The organism is Streptomyces mesophilus (assembly GCF_011044995.1).
Taxonomy (GTDB): domain Bacteria; phylum Actinomycetota; class Actinomycetes; order Streptomycetales; family Streptomycetaceae; genus Streptomyces; species Streptomyces mesophilus.
Genome location: NZ_JAAKZW010000341.1, coordinates 1 through 6126, shown reverse-complemented (window position 1 = coordinate 6126; position 6126 = coordinate 1). Strand labels below are relative to the sequence as shown.

Sequence of the window (6126 nt, the reverse complement as noted above, 5' to 3'; positions counted from 1 at the left end):
TGGTTGGGGGCGGCGGGGGTGTGAGGCGGTGACCGTCAGATGAGGTAGGCCTGCATCGTCCTGCTCCGTACCAGCCTGTCCTCGGGGATCTCCTGGTTGCCGCGCACGGGGGTGTCGTCCTCGACGGTGATCTTGAGCTCGTCGAGACCGGCCAGGGGTCCGAGGTCGAGCGGATCGCCGTCGAAGGCCGTGCAGCCCGCGAACCGCAGGCGCCGCAACTGCGGCAGCTCCCGCAACGGTTCGAGTCCACCTCTGATCTCGCAGCGGAGGAGCCACAGGTCGGTGAGATTCTGGTGGCGCCCGACATGGGCGGGGTCGATGAGGGAGTCCAGGATCTGCAGCGTCTGCAAGTCGGGCGGGGCGTATCCGGAGGTGAACTCGGTGACCTGGCCGCTTCCGGCCAGCGACAGCCAGGTGAGCCGGGGCCAGCGGTCCAGGCCGCGCAGGCTGATGTGGGGTGAGTTCGCGAACAGGCCGAGCGCGGTGAGCTGTTCGCCGGTCTCCAGGTCGCCCACTCGGCGAAGCGGCACGGGGTAGTTGAGGCCGAGCCGGGTCAGGTCGCGCATCTCGCGCAACGGATCCAAGGAGAGGTCGGGCGGCAGGTCGGTGAGGTGCAAGTTGTCCAGAGCGCTGCCCGCCAGCGCGGACAGGTCGTGGACGGAGGGGCACTGGCTGAGGTTCAGGCGCCGCAGCCGCGGCAGATCTCGCAGCGGCCGCAGATCGGACAGTGTGCTGTTCCTGTAGACCGTGAGCGATTCCAGCTGGTCCAGGTGCGCCAGCTGCGGCGGCAGACCTTGGTCGCCGTCCAGTGCCACCTGCCGCAGGTGTCGGAGCTGCGTCAGGGCGCTGGTCTGTGCGGGGGAGGTGACGTACAGGTGGGCATTGCTCGACGACATCCGGCTGAGGACGACGTCCACGTAGTCCTGGGTGTCGAAATGGCTCCAGCCCATTCCGATCTCCTGTTGTACGTCAAACCTGGTGTCCTCCTTGAACCGCTCGATCACGCTCAGCGCCGCATCTCCGCCCACCAGCCGCGCCGTCCGCACGACAGCCGCCGCACTCTGCTCGTCCAGCTCCGGCGACGGCCCCGGCAGCAGCTCCACCACCAGCTTGCCCGCCTTGTCGGCGAGCTGCTTGGCCTCTTCGTCCGACCGAGGCGGCAACAGCTCCGCCGTGCGGTCCTCCACCTCCGCCCGCACCGCCGGATCCAGCTCCGGCGCATGTTCCAGGGACGCGGCCGCGAGCAGCACCAGCCGATGGCGGTGCCGCTTCACCTGCGAGGCCCGCTTCAGCAACCCCCGCAGCAGCCGCGCACGCTCCTCCACGCGCGCATGCCCCACCGCCATCCGTACGACGTCATCCCAGGTGTCGTCGTGGGCGTTGCGCACCAGCGCCCCGAAGTCCCGCGCCTCCACGGCCGCCTTCGCGCCCAGGTAGTCCTGGAACGTGCGGTGCACGAACGCCACGCTGCCCGGCACCGGCTCCCGCAGCAGCCCGCTGCGGATCAGCAGATGCGCGCACACCCGGCGGGCATCACCCTGCGCCCGCACCTGCGGCATGGCCTCCAGCCAGCCGTCGATCATCTCGACGACCTCCGAACGGGGCGCCTCCTGCTGCCCGTTGCGGATCATCCAGTACGCGAGGCGCTGAAGGAGCACCGTCTGCTCCTCGCGGTTGAGGAGCACACCCTCGACCGAGCTGATCTCCCGCTCGGCGTCCCGGCGGACGAGCAGCATCTCCAGGGCGGCGTCGTACAACTCCTTGCGCGCCCGCGGCAGTTGCATCCGCCGGTCCCGGTTCAGGGCGCAGAGCAGGGCGCACATCAGTGGATTGGTGGCCATCCGTCCGAGGTCCCGGCGCATGGTCAGGGCGGTGATCAGGCCGCTCTCGTACGTGTCCAGCTGTTCGCGGTCGGCGGGGCAGGCCTCGCGTGCCGAGGTGTGCCAGTGCGCGACGAAGGAGCGGATGTCGTCACGCTCCATCGGCAGCAGTTCATGCGGGGTGAAGTCGAGGTCCGCCAGCCAGTCCTCGGGGATGGCGGAGGGGCGGGCCGTCACCACGTAGCGGGCCAGTGGAAACGCCGCGACCAGGGAGCGCAGCCACTGCTCGGTGTGCTTGCGCAGCCGCAGCGGCACCTCGTCGACACCGTCGACCAGGACCAACGCCCTTCCGCTGGTGAGGAGTTCGGCCACCCAGCTCGCCGGGGCCGAACCATGCAGCGGAACACCCGCCGCCTTCAGGAACTCCTCCGGCATCGGCAGCGTCCCTGACGCCGTGAACGAGCGCAGCCGCAGCACGAACGGCACGCACCGGTTCCAGTCGGCGAGTTCGGGGGCGAAGGTGCGCCGCGCCGCGTTGAGCGCGAGCCACTGGACCAACGTGGACTTGCCCGAACCGGCAGGTCCGCGGAGCAGGATGCGGCCGCTCGCCGCAAGGGCCTGCTCGGTGCGGATCTTCGACGCCGTGGCGCGTGGTGCGCCCAGGCCCTCCTGCAGCGCGATCGAGGGGTCCTCGCTGCTCACCGAGAGCGATATGTACGCGGTGTCCAGCGGCCACTGCTGACGTTCCGGGCCGCCGAGCGTCAGCCCGAACAGCTCCAGTCTGCCGTGCGTCCCGGCCACGAAGTCCGCGTACCGCTGCTCGAACGCGAGCGCCACGGCCTCGGGGCGCGGCCCCCGTAACTCCTCCACCAGATCCTTGGTCCGCCCGAGCTGCCGGGTCTGCTCCACCGCCGCCCGCGCGGCGAACGAGGGGTCCGCGCTGAGCTGCTCCACGGCGTGCACGCAGCACACGCGGAGCAGCTCCTCGAAGAGCGCCTGGGCCGGATCGCTCAACGAGGCGTCCACGCGGGGCAGTTCGGCGCGCAGCAGCTCGGGGTCGAGGCGGGCGGCGAACACCCGGTCGAGGTCGATCGGCCCCGCGGCCGTGAAGGTGTCGCGTACGGCGTCGACGGCGGCCAGCCGTTCGTGCGCGGGCAGGCCGGGGTGGGCGGCGGAGAGGCGTCCGGCCAGGACGGTGGTGAGCCGCGCGGTGTCCGCGGTGCCGGGCCGCTGGCCGGGGAGCGGCCGACGGCGCACGGGTGCGCCGGTGAGACCGGCGCCCGGGGGCCGGCTGAGCAGCGACTTGGCGACCGTCGACACGACGGTTCCGGCCAGTCTGGCGAGAGCAACGTCCAGTCCCTGCAAGGGTGTTCCTCCCGCCGCGCACGTGGGTGGACCCCGCATCGTATGCGCGTTGGCGGACACCGCCAAGAATGCGGCCCCTACCCCCGGTAATACTTGTCGGTAACTACCTCTAGCCCAGCCCCGACCAGCGCCCTTACGGTGCACTCATGCCGAACCTGCCCGATGTGGTGCTGTGGTCCATACCCGCCTTCGTGCTGCTCACGATCGTGGAGATCGTCAGCACCCGGCTGCACCCTGACGAGGACGCCGCCGGCTACGAGACCAAGGACGCCGCCACCAGCATCACCATGGGGCTCGGCAGCCTGGGCTTCGACTTCCTGTGGAAGATCCCGGTCGTCGCGATCTACACCGCCGTGTACGAACTCACGCCCGCGCGCGTGCCCGTGCTGTGGTGGACGGTCCCGCTGATGCTGCTCGCGCAGGACTTCTTCTACTACTGGTCCCACCGCGGCCACCACGTCATCCGCATCCTGTGGGCGTGCCACGTGGTCCACCACTCCAGCCGCAAGTTCAACCTCTCCACGGCGCTGCGCCAGCCCTGGACCTCCGTCACGTCCTGGCCGTTCTATCTGCCGCTGATCGCCTGCGGTGTGCACCCGGCCGCGCTCGCCTTCTGCTCCTCGGCGAACCTCGTCTACCAGTTCTGGATCCACACCGAGCGCATCGACCGGATGCCGCGGTGGTACGAGTTCGTCTTCAACACCCCGTCCCACCACCGTGTCCACCACGCCTCCCAAGGGGGCTATCTGGACCGGAACTTCGGCGGGATCCTGATCGTCTGGGACCGGATGTTCGGCTCGTTCGTGCCCGAGACCGAGCGCTGCGTCTTCGGCCTGACCAAGAACATCGAGACGTACAACCCGCTGAAGGTCGCCACGCACGAGTACGTGTCCATCGCCAAGGACCTGAAGGCGGCGCGGAGCTGGCGTGAGCGGGGCGGCCGGCTGTTCCGCGGGCCCGGCTGGTCCCCGGAGGCCGACGTCAGGCCCGCCGCAAGCGAGCCGGCCGCTACCGGACCCGCCGCCGAACCCGCCGCTCCCGAGCCCGCCGCGGAGCGTGTGGCGTGAGGCGGATCCTCGCGGGGGCCTTCGCCGCCGCCGTGGCCGGGGACCTCGTGTCCCTGCTCGTCGGCTGGGACCTCGGGCACACGCTCTGCAAGCCCCTGCTGCTGCCTCTGCTCGCCGCCTATGCGGTGGTGCGCGGGGCCCCGAGGCTCCTGATCGCCGCCCTGTTCTTCGGCTGGTGCGGCGATGTGCTCCTGATGTTCGACGCCGACGCGGCCTTCCTCGCAGGGATGGGCGGCTTCGCCGCCGGGCACGTCTGCTATCTGGTGCTCTTCGCCCGGTACGGACGGCGCGGCGAACGCGCCCACTTCCTGCTCGCCACGTACAGCGTGGTCCTCGCCGCCACCCTCCCCCTGCTGTGGGGTGATCTCCCCGCCGAGCTGCGCATCCCGGTCGTCGCGTACAGCCTGCTGCTCACGGCCATGGCCTACCGCGCCGCCCGGCTCGGTGCGGTCGCCGGAATCGGCGGCGCCCTGTTCCTGCTCTCGGACACCCTGATCGCCACCGGCATCGCCGACTGGCCCCAGCTCCCGCGCCCCGACTTCTGGATCATGCTCACCTACGCGGCGGCCCAGGCGCTCCTCGTCAGGGGCGTTCTGACCGGCCTCGACGCGCAGAAGGCGCAGGCCACGGCGTACCGTGAGAGCCGCGCCACCGTCTGAACTCCGCGGGCGGACGCACCCGCAGCACCCCGTAGAGCAGAAGGAAAAACCGCCATGCGCGCCACCACCATCCATGCCCCGTACGACATGCGCGTGGAGGAGGTGCCGGACCCAGTGATCCAGCAGCCCACCGATGCCGTGCTCCGTGTGCTGCGGGCCTGTATCTGCGGCAGCGACCTGTGGGCGTACCGCGGCGAGGCCGCGCGGCAGAAGGGGCAGCGGATCGGGCACGAGTTCCTCGGCATCGTCGAGGAGACCGGGTCCGACGTGCGCGGGTTCAAGGCCGGTGACCTGGTCGTCGCGCCGTTCATGTGGTCCGACGGCGTCTGCGACTACTGCACCGAGGGGCTGACCACGTCCTGCGAGCACGGCGGCTTCTGGGGCGCGGTCGGGCACGACGGCGGCCAGGGCGAGGCCGTGCGGGTGCCGCACGCCGACGGCACGCTCGTGCAGCTGCCCGCCGACGCCGCCTCCGACGACCACCTGCTCACCGCGCTCCTCACGCTGTCGGACGTCATGGGCACCGGTCACCACGCGGTGCTCGGCGCCGGCGTACGCGAGGGCTCCACCGTCGCCGTCGTCGGTGACGGCGCCGTCGGTCTGTGCGCGGTGCTCGCCGCCAAGCGGCTCGGCGCCGAGCGGATCATCGCGCTCGGGCGCCACCAGGTCCGTACCGATATCGCCCTGCGGTTCGGCGCCACCGACGTGGTCGCCGGGCGCGGCGACGAGGCCGTCGAGGCGGTACGGGCGCTCACCAAGGGCCAAGGTGCGCACTGCGTCGTGGAGGCGGTCGGCACCGAGCAGTCGATGAGCACCGCCGTGAACATCACCCGCGACGGCGGCGCGATCGGCTTCGTCGGCGTCCCGCACGGCAGCGGCACCGGACTCGACCTCGGCGTCATGTTCGACCGCAACATCGCCCTGCGCGGCGGTGTCGCACCCGTGCGCACGTACATCCCAGAGCTGCTCCCGGACGTACTGGACGGCACGATCGACCCGTCCCCGGTCTTCGACCTCACCGTCGGCCTCGACGAGGTCCCGGACGGCTACAAGGCGATGGACGCGCGCACGGCTTTGAAGGTACTGGTCGCCTTCTAGCTTTCAGCCCCTGCGGCGCTTGAGCAGATCCGAACGAAGTTCGGATGCGGGGTCTGGGGCGAAGCCCCAGTTTCGGGAAGGGGCGGGTAGGGGAAAAAATCCCTCCCCGTCACCCCC

Annotated in this window: 4 protein-coding genes; 3 read left to right on the top strand and 1 reads right to left on the bottom strand. The window is 70.8% G+C overall.

Features of this window, described 5'->3' with window-relative positions; all coding sequences use genetic code 11:
• Window positions 1-35: 35 nt before the first annotated feature.
• Complete coding sequence (locus G6045_RS38570) at window positions 36-3185, bottom strand: NACHT domain-containing protein (protein ID WP_235968575.1); 3150 nt, start codon at window positions 3183-3185, stop codon at window positions 36-38.
• Between the two features lie 146 nt (window positions 3186-3331).
• On the opposite strand from G6045_RS38570, the gene G6045_RS38565 reads away from it, so the two are divergent.
• The 3 genes from G6045_RS38565 to G6045_RS38555 are packed head-to-tail and all read left to right on the top strand — an operon-like array spanning window position 3332 to window position 6009.
• On the top strand, window positions 3332-4252 hold the full coding sequence (locus G6045_RS38565; protein ID WP_165336909.1) for a sterol desaturase family protein: 921 nt from the start codon (window positions 3332-3334) through the stop codon (window positions 4250-4252).
• Window positions 4249-4911 carry a lysoplasmalogenase gene (locus tag G6045_RS38560; RefSeq protein WP_165336908.1) on the top strand — a complete coding sequence of 221 codons (663 nt, stop codon included), beginning with the start codon at window positions 4249-4251 and terminating at the stop codon, window positions 4909-4911. The genes G6045_RS38565 and G6045_RS38560 overlap by 4 nt, the downstream gene beginning before the upstream one ends.
• A 54-nt stretch (window positions 4912-4965) precedes the next feature.
• Window positions 4966-6009, top strand: a complete 1044-nt coding sequence (locus G6045_RS38555) for a zinc-dependent alcohol dehydrogenase family protein (protein ID WP_165336907.1) — start codon at window positions 4966-4968, stop codon at window positions 6007-6009.
• The last annotated feature ends 117 nt before the right edge of the window (window positions 6010-6126 follow it).

Coding starts and splice junctions, on each gene's coding strand:
- G6045_RS38565 (WP_165336909.1), top strand. CDS start 3,332: ATGCCGAACCTGCCCGATGTGGTGCTGTGGTCCATACCCGCCTTCGTG.
- G6045_RS38555 (WP_165336907.1), top strand. CDS start 4,966: ATGCGCGCCACCACCATCCATGCCCCGTACGACATGCGCGTGGAGGAG.